The 20,116-nt window shown below is 59.1% G+C and carries 22 protein-coding genes, 1 tRNA gene and 1 pseudogene; 11 read left to right on the top strand and 13 right to left on the bottom strand.

Annotated elements, in window-relative coordinates; genetic code table 11:
- Positions 1 to 195 precede the first annotated feature (195 nt).
- Both QF010_RS16840 and rimI read left to right on the top strand, forming a co-directional pair.
- Entirely contained in the window at positions 196 to 945 is a 750-nt protein-coding gene (locus QF010_RS16840; protein WP_429513158.1) for an energy transducer TonB, read from the top strand.
- Entirely contained in the window at positions 938 to 1,390 is a 453-nt protein-coding gene (gene rimI, locus QF010_RS16835; protein ID WP_149420305.1) for a ribosomal protein S18-alanine N-acetyltransferase, read from the top strand. Before QF010_RS16840 ends, rimI begins: the two co-directional genes overlap by 8 nt.
- A gap of 127 nt (positions 1,391 to 1,517) precedes the next feature.
- On the opposite strand, the gene QF010_RS16830 is transcribed toward rimI, so the two are convergent.
- Positions 1,518 to 1,922 carry a hypothetical protein gene (locus QF010_RS16830; RefSeq protein ID WP_033061211.1) on the bottom strand — a complete coding sequence of 135 codons (405 nt, stop codon included), beginning with the start codon at positions 1,920 to 1,922 and terminating at the stop codon, positions 1,518 to 1,520.
- A 152-nt stretch (positions 1,923 to 2,074) separates the two neighbouring features.
- On the opposite strand from QF010_RS16830, the gene can reads away from it, so the two are divergent.
- Positions 2,075 to 2,719 (top strand): carbonate dehydratase, encoded by a 645-nt coding sequence (gene can, locus QF010_RS16825; RefSeq protein ID WP_033061212.1) that lies wholly within the window; start codon positions 2,075 to 2,077, stop codon positions 2,717 to 2,719.
- Between the two features lie 6 nt (positions 2,720 to 2,725).
- Here can and QF010_RS16820 read toward each other — a convergent pair whose 3' ends face one another.
- The 4 genes from QF010_RS16820 to QF010_RS16805 form a co-directional block, all read right to left on the bottom strand.
- Entirely contained in the window at positions 2,726 to 3,250 is a 525-nt protein-coding gene (locus QF010_RS16820; RefSeq protein WP_429511901.1) for an SET domain-containing protein-lysine N-methyltransferase, read from the bottom strand.
- Between the two features lie 144 nt (positions 3,251 to 3,394).
- Positions 3,395 to 4,567, bottom strand: a complete 1,173-nt coding sequence (locus QF010_RS16815) for a hypothetical protein (protein WP_429533547.1) — start codon at positions 4,565 to 4,567, stop codon at positions 3,395 to 3,397.
- A gap of 185 nt (positions 4,568 to 4,752) precedes the next feature.
- On the bottom strand, positions 4,753 to 5,073 hold the full coding sequence (locus QF010_RS16810; protein WP_033061217.1) for a hypothetical protein: 321 nt from the start codon (positions 5,071 to 5,073) through the stop codon (positions 4,753 to 4,755).
- Between the two features lie 214 nt (positions 5,074 to 5,287).
- The gene (locus tag QF010_RS16805) at positions 5,288 to 6,706 is read right to left on the bottom strand and encodes a short-chain fatty acid transporter (protein ID WP_429533546.1); all 1,419 of its coding nucleotides are present in this window, start codon (positions 6,704 to 6,706) and stop codon (positions 5,288 to 5,290) included.
- A 201-nt stretch (positions 6,707 to 6,907) separates the two neighbouring features.
- Here QF010_RS16805 and QF010_RS16800 point away from each other — a divergent pair, with 201 nt between their 5' ends.
- On the top strand, positions 6,908 to 8,251 hold the full coding sequence (locus tag QF010_RS16800; protein WP_429533545.1) for an MFS transporter: 1,344 nt from the start codon (positions 6,908 to 6,910) through the stop codon (positions 8,249 to 8,251).
- 89 nt (positions 8,252 to 8,340) lie between these two features.
- On the opposite strand, the gene QF010_RS16795 is transcribed toward QF010_RS16800, so the two are convergent.
- Entirely contained in the window at positions 8,341 to 8,736 is a 396-nt protein-coding gene (locus QF010_RS16795) for a DUF6124 family protein (protein WP_429533544.1), read from the bottom strand.
- A gap of 509 nt (positions 8,737 to 9,245) precedes the next feature.
- Here QF010_RS16795 and QF010_RS16790 point away from each other — a divergent pair.
- The 3 genes and pseudogenes from QF010_RS16790 to QF010_RS16780 all read left to right on the top strand — a co-directional run.
- Positions 9,246 to 10,010 (top strand): annotated as a pseudogene (locus tag QF010_RS16790) (PAS domain-containing protein); the annotation flags it as partial.
- Positions 9,990 to 10,598, top strand: coding sequence for a methyl-accepting chemotaxis protein (locus QF010_RS16785; protein ID WP_429533551.1), 609 nt, complete (start codon positions 9,990 to 9,992; stop codon positions 10,596 to 10,598). The pseudogene QF010_RS16790 and the gene QF010_RS16785, both read left to right, overlap by 21 nt.
- Before the next feature lie 57 nt (positions 10,599 to 10,655).
- Positions 10,656 to 11,255: a flavin reductase family protein gene (locus QF010_RS16780; RefSeq protein ID WP_429533543.1), complete on the top strand. Its 600-nt coding sequence runs from the start codon at positions 10,656 to 10,658 to the stop codon at positions 11,253 to 11,255.
- A 12-nt stretch (positions 11,256 to 11,267) separates the two neighbouring features.
- Here the strand turns inward: QF010_RS16780 and QF010_RS16775 are convergent, their stop codons facing one another.
- Both QF010_RS16775 and QF010_RS16770 read right to left on the bottom strand, forming a co-directional pair.
- Positions 11,268 to 11,636 carry a cupin domain-containing protein gene (locus QF010_RS16775; RefSeq protein WP_033061227.1) on the bottom strand — a complete coding sequence of 123 codons (369 nt, stop codon included), beginning with the start codon at positions 11,634 to 11,636 and terminating at the stop codon, positions 11,268 to 11,270.
- Positions 11,637 to 11,712: 76 nt separating this feature from the next.
- Positions 11,713 to 12,522 (bottom strand): AraC family transcriptional regulator, encoded by an 810-nt coding sequence (locus tag QF010_RS16770; protein ID WP_033061229.1) that lies wholly within the window; start codon positions 12,520 to 12,522, stop codon positions 11,713 to 11,715.
- Between the two features lie 150 nt (positions 12,523 to 12,672).
- On the opposite strand from QF010_RS16770, the gene QF010_RS16765 reads away from it, so the two are divergent.
- Genes QF010_RS16765 through QF010_RS16755 form a run of 3 tightly spaced genes read left to right on the top strand, consistent with a single transcriptional unit; the run spans position 12,673 to position 14,884 of the window.
- Positions 12,673 to 13,314 (top strand): LysE family translocator, encoded by a 642-nt coding sequence (locus QF010_RS16765; RefSeq protein WP_429533542.1) that lies wholly within the window; start codon positions 12,673 to 12,675, stop codon positions 13,312 to 13,314.
- A gap of 10 nt (positions 13,315 to 13,324) precedes the next feature.
- Positions 13,325 to 14,419: a D-alanine--D-alanine ligase gene (gene ddlA / locus QF010_RS16760; protein WP_033061232.1), complete on the top strand. Its 1,095-nt coding sequence runs from the start codon at positions 13,325 to 13,327 to the stop codon at positions 14,417 to 14,419.
- 36 nt (positions 14,420 to 14,455) lie between these two features.
- Positions 14,456 to 14,884, top strand: coding sequence for a TOBE domain-containing protein (locus QF010_RS16755; protein ID WP_033061233.1), 429 nt, complete (start codon positions 14,456 to 14,458; stop codon positions 14,882 to 14,884).
- A 24-nt stretch (positions 14,885 to 14,908) separates the two neighbouring features.
- Here QF010_RS16755 and QF010_RS16750 read toward each other — a convergent pair whose 3' ends face one another.
- From QF010_RS16750 to ggt, 3 genes are all read right to left on the bottom strand, one after another.
- Complete coding sequence (locus tag QF010_RS16750) at positions 14,909 to 15,280, bottom strand: helix-turn-helix domain-containing protein (protein WP_429533541.1); 372 nt, start codon at positions 15,278 to 15,280, stop codon at positions 14,909 to 14,911.
- Positions 15,281 to 15,283: 3 nt separating this feature from the next.
- Positions 15,284 to 15,586 carry a type II toxin-antitoxin system HigB family toxin gene (locus QF010_RS16745; protein ID WP_033061237.1) on the bottom strand — a complete coding sequence of 101 codons (303 nt, stop codon included), beginning with the start codon at positions 15,584 to 15,586 and terminating at the stop codon, positions 15,284 to 15,286.
- Positions 15,587 to 15,862: 276 nt separating this feature from the next.
- On the bottom strand, positions 15,863 to 17,695 hold the full coding sequence (ggt, locus tag QF010_RS16740; protein WP_429533540.1) for a gamma-glutamyltransferase: 1,833 nt from the start codon (positions 17,693 to 17,695) through the stop codon (positions 15,863 to 15,865).
- 165 nt (positions 17,696 to 17,860) lie between these two features.
- Here ggt and QF010_RS16735 point away from each other — a divergent pair, with 165 nt between their 5' ends.
- On the top strand, positions 17,861 to 18,970 hold the full coding sequence (locus QF010_RS16735; protein WP_429533539.1) for a DUF2817 domain-containing protein: 1,110 nt from the start codon (positions 17,861 to 17,863) through the stop codon (positions 18,968 to 18,970).
- On the opposite strand, the gene QF010_RS16730 is transcribed toward QF010_RS16735, so the two are convergent.
- Together QF010_RS16730 and QF010_RS16725 are read right to left on the bottom strand one after the other, a co-directional pair.
- Entirely contained in the window at positions 18,874 to 19,782 is a 909-nt protein-coding gene (locus tag QF010_RS16730) for a bestrophin-like domain (RefSeq protein WP_429533538.1), read from the bottom strand. The two genes, QF010_RS16735 and QF010_RS16730, sit on opposite strands and share 97 nt — an antisense overlap.
- Before the next feature lie 144 nt (positions 19,783 to 19,926).
- Positions 19,927 to 20,003, bottom strand: a tRNA-Met gene (locus QF010_RS16725).
- Between the last annotated feature and the right edge of the window lie 113 nt (positions 20,004 to 20,116).

The following is a 20,116-nucleotide window of genomic DNA, read 5'->3' as shown; positions in this document are numbered from 1 at the left end:
GCTGGTTGGCGAATAAAAGTCGCGATTGTACTGCATCACGCCCGTTGCGATTCACTCTCGGGACGGACTGTTGGCTTTCTATCGATCAAGCGTGGGCGATCTTGAGCGAAGGGCGGTAGAATCACCGCACTTTAGTTATCCACAAGTGGCCGACCTTTGCTTATCGAGTCCCGTCGCCGCGCTTATTTGACCGCCATGCAGGTGGTCAACTGGCTGCCGCGCACCGAATTGCCCTTTGCTGCGCCCTCGCGCCCAGAACTGCTGGAGATGCCCGAGCCGTTGGTCGTCGCGCCGGTTGCTCCGGTTGCGCCCGCGCCTGTGGCTGATTCCCCCGTGGAACCGCTGGTCAAACCGGCCGAACGGGTGAAAATCGAGGTGCCACGGCCATCGCTGGCCAGCACGCGCACGAATGCCAAGGTTGAAGAAGAGGCCGCTCCGGTTGTGGCCAAGGCGCCAGTCGTGCCGCCACCGCGTTTCGCTCTGCAATTGCTGCGGGCCGGGCGTTGCCTGCTGCTGGTGGAGTTACCCACAGGCGAATCCTTCCAGACCCGCGACCCCGCCTATCTGTTGCTCAAAGACATGCTGCGCGCCGCCGGTCTGCCGGACAGCCCGCAGATCGTCGGCGAGCCGGTGCGTTGGCCGCTGTTGTCTCGAGGCACCATGGATCAAGGTCCGGAAGCGGCTCGCGACTTCGTGCAAGGTTTTCTCTCGGCCCGGCTGGAAGACGCACCGTGCGTCTGCGTGTGGCTGATCGGTCTGCCGGCGGTGCGTTTCGCCGGTGAGGCAAACGCCGAATCCTTCAACCGTGAACTCCAGGTCGACGGCCTGGGCTCGGTCTGGGCCCTGCCGGGCCTGGAATTATTAATGGAAGAGCCACAGCGTAAGGCTGATGTCTGGCAAGCCATGCGTCGGCTGATGGCGCGTTGGAAAGAATCGAATGAGTGACGCTGTATCGTTCCGCCCGATGACCGAGGCGGACATGGACGCTGTACTGAAAATCGAATACGCGGCTTACAGCCATCCCTGGACTCGCGGGATTTTTCTCGATGGGCTGGGTAAATATCAGATTTGGCTGATGTTTGAAGGCCAGCAGCAGGTCGGCCACGGGGTGGTGCAGATCATCCTTGATGAAGCGCATCTGCTGAACATCACCGTCAAACCGGAAAACCAGGGCCGTGGCCTGGGCTTGACGTTGCTGGAGCATTTGATGTCCCGGGCGTATGACGCCAAGGCGCGGGAGTGTTTCCTGGAAGTGCGCGACAGCAACCGTGGTGCGTTCAAGTTGTATGAGCGTTATGGGTTTAACGAGATTGGTCGGCGGCGCGATTACTACCCGGCGGTTGGCGGGCGGGAAGATGCCGTTGTAATGGCCTGCACTTTGGTCGATTGAGCCTTTTTAAAAGCTTCGCGGGCAAGCCTCGCTCCTACAAGATTAGTGGTGTTCACACATTTGTGTACGACACCAATCCTGTAGGAGCGAGGCTTGCCCGCGAAGGCGTCCTGGCTGACATCAACGATCAACGATTACCGTCCATCGGATCCCGCCGCGCCAGTTCCTCTTCATCCAGCCCATTACCACCGCCAATGTCGTCTTCATCGACAATGCTCAAATCCCAATCGGCCTGGCCACCTTCACCCGCTTCGTGGGCGTCCCGTGCACCGTCTTCACGGATCAGGGTTTCCGGGCTCATGTCGTCGTCGGTAGACTCATGGTCCTCGGTCGAGGCCCCGGTCATGCCGGCTTCCCGTACGCGTTCCCGAGGCATCAGGCGTTCACGCTCCGCTTGCGTCAGCTCGTCGCCGATTTTGGCGCTGGGTTCTTCCTCGTCGAAATCCAGCTCATGCATCGAGCCCATGCGGTCTTCGTCGTCATCGATGGGCTCGGGTTGAACCGCATCGTACGGACGTCGTGATTCAGTCATGGTAATTCCTCATACTGTAGGCCTTACTAGGGTGGACCCCCTGGGCTGCTGAGAATTCCTCCGGCATGGAAAACCGGGTATCTGCATTTGGCGCGTGACCCCGACAGATGGTTGTCTGTCATAGAAGCGCATCATTCTCGAGGCTTCATTGCATGAACGAATTACAAGATCTGATTGATAACAACGAGCGCTGGGCTGACGCGATCACCAAAGAAGATCCTGATTTCTTCGCCAAGCTGGCCCGTCAGCAAACCCCGGAATACCTGTGGATCGGTTGCTCCGACGCCCGGGTGCCGGCGAACGAGATCGTCGGCATGCTGCCCGGCGATCTGTTCGTACACCGCAACGTGGCCAACGTGGTGTTGCACACCGACCTTAACTGCCTGTCGGTGATTCAGTACGCGGTCGACGTGCTGAAGGTCAAACACATCCTCGTTACCGGCCACTATGGCTGCGGCGGTGTGCGCGCCTCGATGCAGGACCGTCAGTTGGGCCTGATCGACGGCTGGCTGCGCTCGATTCGCGATCTCTATTATGAAAAACGCGAAGAACTTGCCAAATTGCCCACTGAAGAAGAGCGGGTCGACCGCCTCTGCGAATACAACGTGATCCAGCAAGTGGCCAACGTCGGGCACACCAGCATTGTGCAAAATGCCTGGCACCGCGGGCAGAGCCTGTCTGTTCACGGCTGCATCTATGGCATCAAGGACGGTCGCTGGAAAAGCCTGAACGCCACCATCAGCGGTTTCGAGCAATTGCCGCCGCAATACCGTCTGCGTCCGGTCGAGACGTTGTAACGCCCTTCAGCATAGACTTCGCCGGCGCCAGTGCTGCAGAAACAACTGGCCGTCGGCGTTCGGCGGTTCATCGTAGCCGGTGATCCAGCCTCGGCAGTCGAACGAGCCGCACTGGCAGGCGAACTGACGCAGGAGTTTGTCTTCGGTGGAAGCGTAGTCCATCGTCAGTCGGTCGCCTTTTTTGATGTCCTTCAGCGCCCACAACCACAGCTCGCTCATGTCGAGAAATACGTTTGGGTCGCAGGAGTGTCGCAGCAGCCCGCAGAAGCGCGGGTCGTAGACATGGATGCCACGGGCCAGTTGCCGGGTATGCCGGCACCGATAAGGCAGCAGATGCCCCGAAGCCCGACAAATTCGGCTGATGCGTGGAAATTCCCGCAGTACTGCGACGGCGGCCGCCGATCCGTTGGTGTTGTCGATAATCTCGAAGTCGGCCCTGGAGGGGAATCCAAGGCGAACGGGCAGCTCCGCAAATGGATAAATCCCGTCGGGAGGTTTTACGAGCGTCTCGTGCAGGGCGTGGGTTTTCATAACGATCCTTGTTGGCTGGGTGCTGCGACCTCCATCAGCTGACGATCCTGTCAGCTCTGCAGCACATGGGTGCGATTCAAGCCTCTCGCAAATGAAACGGCGGGTCTACTGTCAGTTATGACAGTAGACCCGCCGTTCATCGTTTTACAGGGGCGGGACAGGAATCGCAGTCTCGGGTACCGGAGCTTTCAGCTGTTTGAGCTGAGTTTTGATCGGTGCCGTCGCGCACTTGGCCACGGCTTTTTCAGGCGTCAGGTTGCGGATCGAGGTATAGAACAGCTCGCAGGTTTTATCTGCCTGGGCCACTTGCCAGTTTTGGGTGCAGCTTCTCAGTTCAATGTCGGGATTACTGTCCGGTTGGCGGCCCATGGCGGCCTGCCAGCACGCGGCACTCAAATCCTGACCCATGACTTTTAAGCCTGCCGCATCGGCCTTGGCCTGGGCATCTTTGCCGGTATAGCTTTCCGGGTTGGCGGCGTACCAAATGTAGCTTGGGTGGTTGGAACCCAGTACTGGCACTTTCACCCCGTCGCTTGGACTGATGCTGACCAGGCCCAGCACGTTCACGGTCGGCCCATATTGCTGCTTGATCCAGTTACGCACCGGCGCGCCGAAGGCGACCATCGGCAACGCCTCACCACTGGCGTTCTGGCTGAGTTGCTTGACCATCGTGGTCTGGTAGTCCTTGAAGTAGTCGTAGACGCCCTCCAGATCCTTGCCGGCGTTGGACGGTGCGGCAATCGGTGCGATGTCGATGATGGTCTGGTAGCCCGGAGTCTGCTCGGCCGCAATTCCGTTGACAGTCAGCAGTGTGGCCCAGCGATCGGTGGTGGCGGATCGCAGGTAATCCTGGGCCTGGGTCAACGAATAGTCGGGTGGGAAGTGCAACAGTTCAACGCTTTTGCGGTTTTCCAGAGCCATGCCCAGTGGCAGGAACAGATACCAGCTGTAAGCCCACTTGCCATCGGCATTCAGCTTGCTGGCGCCGGTATAGGCCAGATCACCGGCATCGAGTAACGCCGCCAACGGTTTTTCATAGCCTTTGGGTACGCCGGTGATTTCGGCGTAGAGCTGATGATTATCGGTTTTGACCAGCACTTTCGCCGCGCTGTAACCATCGCGCTGCACGCTTTGGGTCAGGTAATGCTCGACCGTTTGCTCCAGCGTCCAGTTGCGAAAGCAGATCACGTTGCAGTTGTTGGGATAAGCGAACAGGCGGGTGACGCGTTCGGTACTGCCCAGCTTCAGGTCGACATCGGCATGGGCGGCGGCACTCAGGGTGAGGGCCGCGAGGGTGAATGCTGCGAATTTGAACATGCTCAGATCCTTTTCAGCGTGGTCCCGTTGATTGGGGTTCGCTTCATACTGGATCAGCGGCGTTACACAGAACAGTGTGTGCGTGTAGTTTTTTTGCGTAGAGCCTGCGGTATGTATGCCAGGAACGCTCGATTATGGAGTCCGGCCCGGGCTTATTGTCTATGGGCCGGACGGAGGTTGAAGCGTTACAACAGCTTTAGTGCCAGATGAGTACCGGCGCGCAAGTACTCGACCTGTGCCGATACGGCATCCTTGACGATGGCCTCTCCTGTATCGGTCAGTTTGGCTTTTTTGGCATCGATGATGGACGTTTGCGTTAATTGCATCACTACATCCATCGCTTTTTGAAGGGCGGTCAAATTGTTGTGCTGGCCGAACTCACGGACGACGGCGTCCATACGACGATCAGCATCATCACGCAGCTTTTTATACTCAACGACTGAAACCCTACCGTCCTGGTAAATCTCGTTAATCATCTCTTCCAGCGTTTTCGATATTAAAGACATGTGCTTGTTCATCCTTGGTCAGTGCGGTCTTGCTTTAAAAAGTTTGTGAGCTGTCGGAGTTTACTCAGCGATTTATAGGTTGGAGATAAGACCTCTCCGGGTTTCATGTCAGGCGCAATCGAGCCTGTATGTAGGATAAATCCAGGCGTTTGTTTCAGGCTCAAGCTGGGTGAACGGATTGCACCTGCCTGCAGCAGGTGCAATCAGTTACGTGTTACGGCATGACCGGTGCCGTATACGTCAGCGTCGTCCCCAGCGCCCACAGCAGAAACAGCACCAGCGGCGTGTGCACCAGCAGTTGCACGAACGAAAACCCGATCAAGTCCCGCGCCTTCAACCCGAGCACGCCCAGCAGCGGCAGCATGTAGAACGGGTTGATCAGGTTCGGCAGGGCTTCGGCGGCGTTGTAGATCTGTACGGCCCAGCCCAGGTGGAAGTTCAGGTCAGTGGCCACTTGCATGACGTACGGCGCTTCGATGATCCACTTGCCCCCGCCGGACGGGATGAAGAAACCAAGGATCGCCGAGTACACGCCCATCAGCAGCGCGTAGGTATCGTGGGACGCGATTTGTACGAAAAAGGTCGAGATGTGGTGAGCCAGCGTCTGAGCGTCAGTGCCTTTGACGGTGGTCATCAGCGCCGCGATCGAGCCGTACAGCGGGAACTGAATCAGTACGCCCGTGGTGGTCGGTACCGCGCGGGACACCGCGTCAAGGAAGCTGCGCGGGCGCCAGTGCAGCAGGGCACCGAGCATGATGAACAGGAAGTTGTAGGTGTTCAGCCCGGAAATCGCGCTGATCGCCGGTTTGGTCGAAAACTCATGGAACAGCCATCCGGCCGCCAGCAGCACCAGCAAAATCGTCAGCAGCGGGCTGTGCTCCAGCCATTCGCCGGGGCGCGTGCGCGGTTGCAATGGCGGCAGGTTAAAGCTCGGATCGATGCCGCAAGCTTTGGCATCACGGGCCGAGTTCTGGCCGGGGGCGGTGGCGTAGGCAATGATCAGCGAGATCACGATCAGCGCCAGCAACATCACGCCGGACTGCCAGAGAAAGATGGTTTGCGTGAAAGGAATCACCCCGGTGATCGACAGAATCGACGGCGGCAGGCTGGCCGGGTTGGCCTGCAATTGTGCGGCGGACGAGGACAGACCCAAGGCCCACACTGCGCCAAGGCCGAGATAGGCGGCGGCACCGGCAGCGCGGTAGTCCATTTTCAGATCGGTACGGCGGGCGAGGGCGCGCACCAGCAAACCGCCAAACACCAGCGACAGCCCCCAGTTCAGCAGCGAAGCGACCATGGAGATCAACGCCACCCAGGCCACGGCTGAGCGGCCGTTTTTCGGGATCCGCGCCAGCCTGTCGATCAGTTTCACCGCCGGTGGCGAGCTGGCAACTACATAACCGCCGATCACCACGAAAGCCATCTGCATGGTGAACGGGATCAGGCTCCAGAAGCCGTCACCGAAGGCCATGGCGGCGTCGGTGGGTTTGGCGCCCATGAACAGGGTGGCCACGGCAACGATAATCACCGCCAGTGCGGCAAACACCCAGGAGTCGGGGAACCAGCGTTCGGCAAAACTTGAGCAGCGCAGGGCAAAGCGGGCGGAGCGGGTATCTTCGATATCAGCAGCCACGGGTATACCTCGAATTTTTATGTTTATTGTGGTCTTCAGGACCGCAAGGGCCCGTCTAGACAGGTGGCAACAGTAAAACAATCGGTTCTATTTTGTGACGAAGTTTTACGCGTCTAGGACTTTGGTCTAACGGGTTGTCCGTTGGCGCGTTTGCGTAGACCATGGGCGCCTTGGTTTTTTGCCTATGCCAGAGTGCTTTTCATGACTGCCAACACCCACTCGCGCCCGGTGCCGTTCACTCGCTCGGATTACAAGACCCTCGGCCTTGCGGCCCTTGGCGGCGCGCTGGAAATCTACGATTTCATCATTTTCGTATTTTTCGCCCTGACCCTCAGCCAGCTGTTTTTCCCGCCGGAAATGCCTGAGTGGTTGCGACTGCTGCAAAGCTTCGGGATCTTCGCTACCGGTTATTTGGCGCGGCCGTTGGGCGGGATTCTGATGGCGCATTTCGCCGACCGATTGGGCCGCAAGAAGGTCTTCAGCCTGAGCATCCTGATGATGGCGCTGCCGTGCCTGTTGATCGGCATCATGCCGACCTACGCCCAAATCGGTTATTTCGCACCGCTGTTGCTGTTGGCCCTGCGAATCCTCCAGGGCGCGGCGGTGGGCGGCGAAGTGCCGAGCGCCTGGGTATTCGTCGCCGAGCATGCACCCGTCGGGCATCGCGGTTATGCCCTGGGTTTCCTGCAGGCCGGGCTGACGTTTGGTTACCTGATCGGCGCACTGACGGCGACGTTTCTGGCTCAGGCGTTCACCCCGGCAGAAATCCTTGATTACGCCTGGCGTTACCCGTTCCTGCTGGGCGGCGTGTTCGGCGTCATCGGCGTCTGGTTACGCCGCTGGCTCAGCGAAACCCCGGTGTTCATGGCCATGCAGGCCCAACGTGATGCGGCCGTCGAATTGCCGCTGCGCACGGTTTTGCGTGAACACCGTCTGGCCATGTTGCCGGCGATGATCCTCACCTGCGTACTGACCTCGGCGGTGGTGGTGTTTGTGGTGATCACCCCGACCATGATGCAGAAAACCTTCGGTATGACCGCTAGTCACACCTTCGCCCTGAGTGCCTTGGGCATTGTTTTTCTGAATATCGGCTGCGTACTCGCCGGGCTGCTGGTCGACCGCATTGGCGCCTGGCGCACGGTGATGCTCTATAGCCTGTTGCTGCCATTGGGCATCGGCGTGCTCTATACCTGCCTGATCATCGGTGGCAGCTGGATCGGCCTAGCGTACGCGGTGGCCGGCCTTGGTTGTGGGGTGGTCGGCGCGGTGCCGTCGGTGATGGTCAGCCTGTTCCCGGCGCGGATTCGTGTCTCGGGGATTTCCTTCACCTACAACATTGCCTACGCCGTCTGGGCGAGTATCACACCGTTGTTGCTGATCGGTCTGATGCCGTGGAGCCCATGGATCTGCGTGATCTTCTGCGCGGTGATGGGGGCTGTGGGTGTTAGCTGTGCCGCGTATTTTGGAGCGCGGATGCCTAATGTCGGGAGCCGCAGCGTGGCTTCAAGCCAGGGCAAATCGTTGAAAGACTGCGTTAATCCGTAACAGGGATCCATATCCCGCGTAGCGGGGAGCGGAAAAAAGAATGGGCACGCCAACCAGGTTGGGTGCCCATTTTTTTATGGGGTGGCGGATTAGATGACGCTGCTTTGTTGCTTGGCGAAAATCGCCGCTATCTCGGGTTCATCCAGATGATCCAGCATTCGCTCCACCATCAAATGCACCCCGTCAGCCATGCGGCTGAGCGCCAAAGCTACGGAGCGGCGTGAGCCGTCTACATCGTCGGCGAGGTTGGCGGCGATGGCGCTGATGAACAGCAAATCTTCCGAGGCATTGGCGAGAAGGGTTTCAGGGTTGATACCCGGGCAGACGCTGAAGAGCTGGCCGTTGCGTTTCGGTGGTTTGGGGTCGGCTGGCGGGAAGTGATGGTCGAGGGCGCGCTCGGCGGCTTCGTTGAGTTTGTTTGAGTCGGGGCTTTCGTAGGGAGAGACCGGATCGGTGTCGGGTGGGTTGGGTGTGACCTTGAACATGATCTTCAATTCCTTGAATGATGCTGACAACACTTCGCCGACTAAACGAAGGGGTGGCAGCTGTACGCAGGTTAGTCGGACCGGGGAATTGAAGAAGCCGGCGCACCCGAAGGTGCCCTACGCACAGCCACCATCAAATGCAGGTAGGAAATACCTGTCTGACAGAAGCTTGTGCCACTTCAATTACCAGCGAGCGACTAAACCCGATCACTGATGGGCAGTGACAGGAACCAAGTTACCGACCGCCCCCAAGGCGCACAAGCCGGCAGATTCTGGCGTAGCCGTAGGCAACGACGCAAGGTGTTGTAGCTTGCAGGAAGTAACTTTGAGCCGTTTTCAACACGTGCTGTCGAGCGGTGTTTAATTTCCGGAAATGTTGGGAAGAAACGATGTTTCGACAACCATTCGGCTTCTGGCGACAAGACGCGTATCAAGATGCCTAACTATTTTTGTAGGACAACCCTGAAACACTCTTCAGAAATTATCCCCAAAGCCGATGGTTAGGCTACATGCCGCTTTCTATCACTGTCCATCGGTGCATCCCCATGTTCAACAAACGCTTGAAGCAAGAGCTGTCGGCTCTTCGCGAAGAACTCTCCAGCCTCCAGCAAGTGAAGGAGCGTCTGGAAAGCGAGATGCTGGTCCTGACCCTCGAAGCCGATGGGCGCATTCAGTCGGTCAACCAGATCTTCCTCGGCGAGATGCACTACAAAAGCAACGACCTGATGGGGCGACACATCGAAGACATCGTCCCGGCTCATGTGAAGTCGGACCAATTTCACCAGCGCTTCAAGGTCGCGTTGACCCGTGGCGAGCACTTTGCCGGCACGGTGCGTTTGTTGCGCGGCAATGGCCAGGAAGCCTGGCTGCGCTCGATTGTGCAGCCGGTTCGGTCCGCGGACGGCCGGATCAAATACTTCTCGATTTACTCCAGTGACCTGACCCGCACCATCGAGGCGTCTCGTGAACATGAGAACCTGATCGGCGCGCTCGTACGCTCCACGGCTGTGATCGAGTTCGACCTCAATGGCAATGTGCTGACTGCCAACGAGCGGTTCCTCAGTGGCATGGGTTACAGCCTGGCGCAGATCAAGGGCAAACATCACCGCACCTTTTGCGAGCCGGAGGAATACAACAGCACCCAGTACCAGGACTTCTGGCGCCGTTTGAATGCAGGCGAGTTCGTCGCCGGCCGTTTCAAACGCATCGACAGCCACGGCCGCATGGTCTGGCTGGAAGCGTCCTACAACCCGGTGGTCGATGCCAACAACAAGCTCTACAAAGTGGTGAAGTTCGCCACGGTGATCACCGATCAAGTCAATCAGGAGCAAGCCGTCGCCGAAGCGGCCAACATTGCCTATAGCACCTCGCAGCAAACCGACAGCAGCGCTCAGCGCGGTAACGCGGTGGTGACTCAGGCGGTCAACGTGATGCGTGACCTTGCCAAGCACATGCAGACCGCCAGCGAAGGCATCGAAGCGCTGAACGAGCAGTCGCTGGTGATCGGCACCATCGTTAAAACCATCAGCGGGATTGCCGAACAGACCAACCTGCTGGCGCTCAACGCGGCCATCGAGGCGGCTCGGGCTGGGGAACAGGGGCGTGGTTTCGCGGTGGTGGCGGATGAGGTCCGGCAATTGGCGTCGCGTACCAGCCAGGCAACCGATGAGATTGTCGGCGTAGTGCGTCAGAACCAGGACATGGCGCGCAACGCCGTGGCCCTGATGACCGAGGGCAAATTCCAGGCTGAACAGGGGCTGGCGCTGGCGGCAGAGGCGGGGACGGTGATTGTCGAGATTCAGGACGGCGCACAGAAAGTGGTGAACGCGGTCGGGCAGTTTGCCAATCAGTTGACGACTTGATGCCTGCCATCCCGGTGGAAATCGCTACAATCGGCGTTTTCCCCAGGAGCAGCCAACATGAGCGTTTCTCACCGCCGTCCGGTTCCCTTGGCCAAGGCTTATCGTCTGCTCAATCACGGCCCGACCGTGTTGGTCAGCGCGGCCCATGACGGTCAGCGCAACATCATGGCGGCGGCCTGGGCGATGCCGCTGGATTTCGAGCCGCCGAAAATTGCCGTGGTGCTGGACAAGTCCACCTGGACACGGCAATTGCTGGAGGCTTCGGGCACGTTTGTGCTGAATGTTCCCTGCGCCGCCCAGGCCGATATCGTCCAGACCGTGGGTTCGACGTCCGGCCTGGAATTGACCCGGGACCAAGGCCGGGACAAGTTCCAGGTCTATGGCTTGCCGACCTTCAACGCTGAACTGATCGATGCGCCGATGCTCGAAGGCTGCGTCGCCTGGCTGGAGTGCCGACTGCTGCCGGAACCCGGCAATCACCAGCAGTACGATCTGTTCCTGGCCGAAGTGATTGCCGCTCAGGCAGACGAGCGGGTGTTCAGTGACGGTCGCTGGCACTTCGAAGGGCAAGACGCGTTGCGCACCTTGCACCATGTGGCTGGCGGGCATTTCCTGAAAATCGGCGATCCAGTGGACGGCAAGACCTTGCAGCCGTAAGCCGCCAGCCGTTCACACCCAGACGTCATTCTGCGCCGTGCGCTCGCCACCTTCGTTACCCGTGTTCAACACACCCTTGGGTTCGATCAGCAGGAGTTTCACCTCCTGCTCGGCGAACGGTTTGTGCTCGACACCTTTTGACACCACATACATTTCGCCGGCGTTCACCAGCACGTGGCCATCGCGAAAGTCGATGCGCAGTTGCCCTTCGAGGACGATGAACGTTTCGTCGGTATCAGGATGATCGTGCCAAATGAAATCCCCCAGCAGCTTCACCACCTTGAACTGGTAGTCGTTCATTTCAGCGATGACCCGAGGCGTCCAGTACGGGTCGATCCTGGCGATTTTTTCAGCGAAGTTCAGGCTTTCGTAAGCTTTCATGAAGCAGCTCTCGTGGTTGATCGTGCCTCCACGATAGCGGGCGCATCGGCGTGCTTCTTGAACGATTGTGCGTGGCTCAGCGGCGGTGCATTTTCATCCAGCGCGCTGGCGACAAGCCGTAGGTTTTACTGAACTGGCGGGTCATGTGGCTCTGATCGGTGAAGCCGGCGATCAGCGCAGCGCTGACCAATGACTGGCCCTGAATCAGCAGCGAGCGGACCAGGTCGAGGCGGCGCATGGTCAGGTATCGATAAGGGCTGGTGCCGAACAACAGGCGAAAATCCCGCGACAGACTCCAGCGGTCGCGACCGCTGTGTTGCGCCAGTTCTTCCAGCGTCACGGTACGATCCAGTGCGCTGTGGATGAATTCCCGCGCGCGTTCGGCGGCCACGTAGTCGAAGCTCTGGCGGGTGGCAGGCACGCCGGAAACGTTGTTCAAGGCTTGCGCCAGATCGAACAGTGCGTCCTGCTCTTCAAGAGGCTCGAGGGGGCAATCGAGGCTTCGCAGCAGCACGGCGGTGGCGGCGAACAAACGAGGGTCGTTCGACAGGCCGGTCTTTATAAACGGCAACGGCTGGCCGCCGAGCATCTGCTGGATCAGTGCCGGTTCGATGTACATCATTCGGTACTGGAAACCGGTCTCGGTGCCGGCTTCGCCATCGTGAACTTCGTCCGGGTGCAGCACCATGGTCCCGCCCGGCAGACTGTGGCGCCAGCCACCGCGGTACTGAAAACTCTGCACCCCGGCCAGGGTATGGCCGATGGCGTAGGTGTCGTGGCGGTGAAGGTCGTAGCCGTGGCCTGCAAAAAACGCCTCGAAACGCTGAAGCCCGCCGACGTCGGGCGCGCGGTGGAACCAGTCGATGGGGGGCGTGTGCTTGGCCATGGTGTGTTGCCTTGAACTCGATGCTGAACACGTTACCCCACTGACCAACCGCCTGTCTGCTGCCGTTCGAATCACCCGGCTGGTAGAAAATCCCAGACTAATGTTGCAAGGTGTTGCATATTTTTTAAGCCAAGAAGGCGCCCCCACATCATGGAAATATCCCACCTGAGCTATGCCGCTCCGTTGTTGTCGTTGGCGCTGTTGTGGACGGTTGCGGTGGTGACGCCGGGGCCGAACTTCTTCAACACCGCACAACTGGCTGCCAGTTGCTCCCGGCGCCACGGTGTCGTCGCCGCACTCGGCGTGGCCACGGGTACGGTGCTTTGGGGGTTGGCGGGTGGCTTGGGCATCAAATCGCTGTTCAGCGCTGCGCCGACGCTCTACCTGAGCTTCAAGATTGCCGGTGGTTGTTACCTGATCTATCTGGGATTGAAGCAGTTCAAGCGCAAACCACCGAGTGTGCCGGGCGATAGCGGCTCGCTGAATGGGGCCGGTCGCACGCTGCTATCGGCTTATGGCCGGGGCTTTGTGGGCAACATGACCAATCCCAAGGCCGCGCTATTTGTCGCGACGATTTTCGCCACGGCCATGCCGGCTTCACCGCCACCGATGTTGCTGGCACTGGCCGTGCTGACCATGGCGACCTTGTCCTTCAGTTGGTATTGCAGCGTGGCGCTGCTGTTTGCCAGCCGGCGGGTCGCGGGTGCTTATGATCGTTCGCGTAAATGGCTGGATCGCTTCGCCGGCAGTTGCTACCTGCTGTTCGGCGCACATCTGGTGGCCAATCGTTGAGGAGTTCTGAATGAGCAAACTGCGGATAGGCATTATTTTTGGCGGTCGTTCGGCTGAACATGAAGTGTCGTTGCAATCGGCGAAAAACATCGTCGATGCGCTGGATCGTTCGCGCTTTGAACCGGTGCTGATCGGCATCGATAAACAAGGCCACTGGCATCTGAACGACCCTTCGAACTTCCTGCTCAACCAGGAAAACCCGGCACTGATTGCCCTAAACCAGTCCAACCGTGAACTGGCCGTCGTGCCGGGCAAGGTCAGTCAGCAATTGGTGGAAACCTCCAGTCAGGAAATGCTGGGGCACGTCGATGTGATCTTCCCGATCGTCCACGGCACCCTGGGTGAGGACGGTTGCCTGCAAGGCTTGCTGCGCATGGCTGATCTGCCGTTTGTCGGTTCCGACGTGCTCGGTTCGGCCGTCTGCATGGACAAGGACATCAGCAAGCGGTTGCTGCGGGACGCCGGGTTGGCGGTCACGCCGTTCGTCACCCTGACCCGCGCCACCGCGGCGCGCACCGGGTTCGCCGAAGTGCAAGGCAAACTCGGTCTGCCACTGTTCGTCAAACCGGCTAACCAGGGATCTTCCGTGGGCGTCAGCAAGGTAAATGACGAAGCCGAGTACGCGGCGGCGGTGGAGCTGGCCTTGGGTTTCGATGAAAAAGTCCTGGTCGAGTCCGCCGTCAGCGGCCGCGAGATTGAATGCGCGGTGCTCGGCAACGAAGATGCCATCGCCAGCGGTTGCGGCGAGATCGTGGTGCGCAGCGGGTTCTATTCCTACGACAGCAAATACATCGACGCACAAGCAGCGGAAGTGGTGGTGCCGGCTAACATCAGCCTCGAGGTCAGCGAACGCATCCGTGCCCTGGCCGTCGAGGCATTTCAGGTGCTGGGCTGTTCCGGGCTGGCGCGGGTCGACGTGTTCCTGACCGAAAGTGGCGAAGTGCTGATCAATGAGATCAACTCGTTGCCCGGTTTTACCCGCATCAGCATGTACCCCAAGTTATGGCAGGCCACCGGTATGACCTACAGCGAGCTGGTCAGCCGTTTGATCGAGCTGGCGCTGGAGAAGCATCAGGCGCGACAGGCGCTGAAGATCTCTCGCTAGGTTCAATACAACAATAATTATTCGAGGAGGCACGTCATGAAAGTCAGCGCACGTAACGTCTTCAAAGGCACCATCAGTCAATTACAGCCCGGTGCGGTCAACGCCGAAGTCTCACTGAAACTGTCGGGCGGCAATGAACTGGTGGCCGTGGTGACCATGGAAAGTGTGAAGAACCTCGGCCTGGCGGTCGGCAAGGAAGCGGTCGCGCTGGTGAAGGCGCCGTGGGTCATGTTGATGACCGAATCCAGCGACATTCGCCTGTCGGCACGTAACTGCCTGGAAGGCAAAGTCACCAGTGTCATCGACGGTGCGGTGAACTCCGAAGTGGTCATCCAGCTCGACGGCGGCACCGAGGTCTATTCGATCGTGACACGCCAGGCTGTGGCAGAACTGGGCCTGGCGCCGGGCGTGAGCGCGACGGCGGTGATCAAGGCGTCGCATATCATTTTGGGTGTGCCGGCCTGATTTCAGGAGTCTACTGACACCTGATCAAGCTCGTTTTATCGGCTTGATCAGGCTTTGTGCGGGTATCCCGAACAATTCGTGAAGTTTCCAGATCATCGGAAGCGTCAACGCACGTTTGCCATTGAGCACTTCATACACTCGGTTTGTGCGCCCAATCGCGGGTGCGAGGTCAGCAGCAGACAGCCCGGACTGCTCCATACGAAACTTGATTGCATCGATCGGATTGGGTAGGTCCACGGGAAACTGCTTCGATTCATAGGCTTCGATCAGCGTGATCATAATGTCGAAGTAATCACCCTCAGGAGTGCCAGGCTCTGGTTCGTTGTCGAACAACGCTGACACGTTTTTGAGGGCTGCGCGGTAGTCCTCGTCGGTGTGAATGGGGCGAATGTTCATGGGTTACTCCATCTCGACGGTATTAGCGTCGATCGCGTCGTACTGCTTGTGAGTGCCGACAAATTTTATGTATACGGCGCCGAAGCGATAGGCCACAGCGACTACCAGCCGAAAGTCATTGCCCTTGATGTTGAACACGACCCTACGGCTTTTGAGAATACTGGCGGTAGCAAAGTGCGCCTTTATGTCCGTTGGTGCTTTCCACTCAGCATTCTTTGCCTCATCAATCCAGGCCAGAAAGGATTGCTCCGAATCCGGGTGTTTCTCCCAAAATCTTTTCAGCTGACTGATAGCGATGATTCTCATGGAGTGATCCTAGTCCCGTGGTGGGACTGATGCAAGTCTGTGGAGGCGCATCCGATGTGCGGAGGGGCAAGTTCGACTTCTGTAATCAAGCACTGCCGACAGCTGATTTGATGAGCTGGGGCTGACGCGGAATTGGGAAAAACTGATCTTCAAACTTTATCCAAGAAGCAGTCATTTGCGGGTAGGAAAAGGCTGCGTGAAGCGAGCGATCAGGATTAGTCAGGCATAAAAAAGGGCCTACCTCCCGGTAAACCCTTGCTCATTCCCACGTACGACTCAATCCCCCAACGCTGCCCCCTCACGCCGCGGATCGGCCCCGCCCGCCAACGACGTTTTCCCCTGTGCATCCTTGACCCGGACAATTGCCTGAGTCCCGCTGGTCATATCGATCTCGTTCACGCTGTGCCCTTTGTCCTTCAGCGCCTGAATCAGTCCCGAGCTGAACTGCCCCTGTTCCAGTTCGGTCGGGCCGTTGCGGCTGCCGAAGTTGGGCAGGCTGATGGCGGCTTGTGGGTCGAGGTTCCAGTCGAGCAGGCCGATGGTGGATTTGGCGACGTACTCGATGATTTGCGAGCCGCCGGGGGAACCGATGGTGGCGAGGAATTCGCCGCTCTGGCGGTCGAAGATCAGGGTCGGTGCCATGGACGAGCGTGGGCGTTTGCCGGGTTCGACGCGGTTGGCAACCTTCTGGCCGTTTTCTTCCGGGATGAACGAGAAGTCGGTCATCTGGTTGTTGAGCAGGAAACCCTGAACCATCAGGTGTGAGCCAAACGCGGACTCCACGGTGGTGGTCATCGACACGGCGCCGCCTTCGTCATCCACCGCCACCACTTGCGAGGTGGAGATGCGCAGCGGCGAGCGGTCCGGTGCGTAGGCGACCTGGATGCCTGGCGGGGTGCCGGGTTTGGCCGTGCCCATGCTGCGATCGCCGATCAGCGCCGCGCGGTCGGCCAGATAAGCAGGGTCCACCAGACCTTTGACGGGAACGGGCACGAAATCTGCGTCGGCCACATACAGCGCGCGGTCGGCGTAGGCCAGGCGTTCGGCCTCGGAGATCAGGTGCACGGCTTCAGGCGCTGGTTCGATGCCCGCAGGTTTGTTTGTCTTGACCGGTTTTAGCGGTACCAGGGCAAAACGCGGGTCACGGGTTTCCAAGGCCTGCAAGGTGCCGAGGATCTGCGCCACGGCGATCCCGCCTGATGACGGTGGCGGCATGCCGCAGACCTGCCAGCGTTTGTAGTTGGTGCACAGCGGCGCGCGCTCCTTGGCGCTGTAGCCTTTGAGGTCGTTCAGCGACAGGCTGCCGGGGTTGGCGTGGCCCTGAACCTTGGCGACGATCTCTTGTGCGACGGGGCCTTTGTACAACGCATCCGGTCCTTCCTTGGCGATGCGTTTGAACACGGCGGCCAGTGCCGGGTTTTTCAGTGGCGTGCCTGCGGCTTTCGGGCTGCCATCGGCATTCAGGAAGTAGGCCGCCATGTCCGGCGAGCGTCGAATGGACGAGTCCGAGGCGATCAACTGGTGAAGGCGTGGCGAGATGGCGAAGCCTTGCTCCGCGAGTTTGATCGCCGGTTCGAACAGTTGCGCCCACGGCAGACGACCGTGTTTCTGATGGGCCAATTCAAGCGCTCGTAACACGCCCGGTGTCCCCACCGAACGACCGCCAATCTGCGCCTGGGTGAACGGCATCGGTTTGCCGTCGGCTTGCAGGAAAAGTTTCTCGGTGGCGCCGGCTGGAGCGGTTTCGCGACCGTCATAAGTGCGTACCGCCTTACCATCCCAGAGCACGATCAACGCACCACCACCAATGCCCGAGGATTGCGGCTCGACCAGGGTCAGTACGGCCTGCATCGCAATCGCGGCATCGATTGCCGAACCGCCCTGGCGCAACATCTCCCGCCCGGCCTCGGACGCCAGCGGATTGGCCGCGGCCGCCATGTGTTTTGAGGCGTATTGGGTCTGCAGGTCGGCGCGATAACCGGACGCGACTTCTGGCGCGACAGGCAGCGTGGAAGTGGTCGGGGCGCTACAGGCTGCGAGGGTTAAAGCAGCGGCGATCAGCGAAAGGGCTGACAGGCGATAGCGGCTCAAGTGGAAGGCTGAGAACACGTGGGGGGCACTCCGTCCGTGGGAAAGATCAGGGGACTTTATCGGCCGAAACGAAGTGACGCAAACCAAGGCCTACAGCAAAGATGCTTTTGCCCTTCATGACTCCACGGATTTTCTGTAGGGTCGAGGGCAACAGACTGGCCATAAGATCAACAAGAGGCAGACATGCAGACCGAGTTCCCCACCCAGCCAAGTTACCGCACCCAGCGTGATCAATTCCTGGCCGCCGCGACCGCGGCCGGTGCGACGTTGACCGAGTACCCCCATCCACTCAAAGGGCCGTTCGGTGAGCCGTTGAGCACCGATGTGGCCGTGCTGGGTGATCCGGGCGCCAAGCGCTTGCTGATTGCGCTGAGTGGCACTCATGGCGTCGAAGGCTTCTATGGTTCGGGATGTCAGATCAAATGGTTGCAGGAGTTGGGCAAGCGTACGCTGCCGGCCGATGTCGCGGTGGTGATGATCCATCTGATCAATCCCTGGGGCACTGCGTGGCTGCGTCGGGTCAACGAAGACAACATCGACCTGAACCGCAATCACCTGAACTTCGACCACGCATTGCCAGATAATCAGGCCTACACAGCGCTGCATGAAATCTATGCCTGCACGCAGTTGCACGGCCCGGAGCGTGATCGCGCCGACGCCTTGCTCGACGAACAGATCACCGAACACGGTTGGCCAGCGGTGATGTCGATTGTCGAGGGCGGCCAGCACCGGCATCCCGATGGTTTGTTTTATGGCGGACTGGCACCGAGCTGGTCGAACCGCACGTTGCATCAGATCCTTCAAAAACATGTTTCCCATGCAGAAGTGGCGATGTGTTTCGACTTGCACACCGGCGCCGGGGAGTACGGGCATCCGATGTTGCTGACCATTACCGAGTCTGCGTATCCCGCACTTGCAGATGCGCAGGCGATTTATGGTCCCTGGCTCTATACCTTGCACACGGGCGCCGACACGCTGAGCGAAACCGGCGTTGCCGCCACGGCCACCGGCTACACCTCGCAGGCGTTGATCAACGCGCTGCCGCACGTGTGGTTGATGCCGTTTGTGATCGAGTGCGGGACGTATCCCGGCGCCGAGGTTCATCGTCACCTGCGCGATGATCACTGGCTGCATCTGTTTGGCAATCCGAGTGATGCCGTGGGGCGCGGGATCAAACTGAATCTGGTTGAGCAGTTCTATCCCGCCGACAGCGACTGGCAGGCGATGGTCTGGCTGCGCACCTGGCAGATTTGGGAGCGTGCGTTGTCAGCATTGCTGGCAATTCGCTCCTGACGTGATTGACGGGGACGTGGCCTCTCGTTGCCCGAACTCATGCGGTTCAAATCTTCCTGCAACCGCAGCATGCTTTCTTCGCCGACGCGGATGAAGCCGCTGCGGGGTTGATCCAGGTCGAGGATGAGGGTGAAGACCATGGCAATCAGGATCGCGAAGAGGGTCGTCGAACCGTGCCGTCGACGGTGGCCCAGACCATAGCTGTAAGCGATAAAACCCAACGCGCCGATGGCCACGACAAACAGCAGATTGATCACGGTTGCCGGGACATGATTGTCCAGGGCCGCGCGACGTTTTTCATTGACGTTGTAGACGTCGGTCAACGACTGGATCACCAGGTTCATGGTTGTTGTCGTTTCGCTCTGGGCCTCGGCGGCGGCAGCCAGACTCCATAACTGGTCTTCAATCGTCCGGGACGATTCGCTGGCCAACTTCAGCAGTTTCTCGTCCGTGCCGGCGCGCATGAATTCAATCCGCGCCGAGACATAATCCTTGAGCAGCGCCGACATCTTCCCGCGCAGATCGGACGGCAACAACTTCGTTCGAAGATAGGTTGCTCCGATCACCGTGACTTCCTCTTGAATCAGTGTTTTGCGCGCTTCGAAACGTGAGGTGGCCATGGCGAAGTTGAAACCCAGCAACAGCGCGAGCAGACCGAGGAGGGCGGTTTGCAAAACGGTGAGGTGGGATCGGGTCGAATCGTTGCTGTGGGCCCGGTGATGACGGCCGAGACGAAAAGCGAGCTCCAGCACCACGCAGAAGATGGCGACCACGATGAAAAACAGAATGATTTCGTCCAGGCCCCAGTGCATAGGGTGGTCTCTCTGCGTTAAAGCGTTGGCATTAACTGTAGGAGAGAACCGCAAAGAGTGGGCAGTAACCTCCCTGTGGGCCGGGAGCACTTTTCTCGAGGCATAAAAAAACGGCCTACCTTTCGGTAAGCCGTTTTTAGTACTTGGTGGCTACACAGGGACTTGAACCCCGGACCCCAGCATTATGAATGCTATGCTCTAACCAACTGAGCTATGTAGCCAAGTGGCGCGCATTATTGGCTCGTAACAGAGATGTGTCAAGCGTAAATCTAAAATATTTCTCTACGCTTTCAACCGCTTATCCGCCTGACCCAAAAAAACGGGCCAGGGGAGG

This window comes from Pseudomonas silensiensis, from assembly GCF_050434865.1.
In the GTDB taxonomy this organism is placed as follows: domain Bacteria; phylum Pseudomonadota; class Gammaproteobacteria; order Pseudomonadales; family Pseudomonadaceae; genus Aquipseudomonas; species Aquipseudomonas fluorescens_W.
Note: the sequence above shows the minus strand (reverse complement) of the source record. Positions and strands in the feature narration are given on the sequence as shown.